Below are 247 nucleotides of genomic sequence, written 5' to 3' on the forward strand. Positions count from 1 at the left end.
GTCCGGAACTTCGTCTGGGTCCGGAATCGTGACGCCGGGCTCATCAACCGCGTCGTCGAATTCGTCAACGGTATCCGGAGCCGCAGCCGGAATTTCGGCGCTCATATTCGGCGCGTCTTCGATTTCGCGAGTCGGTTCGACCAGAGGCTCAGCCGGGTTCATGCCAGCGGGCTTTTCGAATTCCGTGCCGCTCGGATTGCCCGGGCTCGTTTCGCCCTTATCGTGCGGAACATCACCAACCGTAATG

The 247-nt window shown here is 60.7% G+C and carries 1 protein-coding gene; it reads right to left on the reverse strand.

The window, feature by feature from the left end:
- A partial coding sequence (locus AC1RPW_RS08610) for a hypothetical protein (protein WP_481769548.1) occupies positions 1-247 on the reverse strand: 247 nt, incomplete at both ends.

It is taken from the genome of Dellaglioa sp. CoH-55-MRSF-8 (assembly GCF_056782195.1).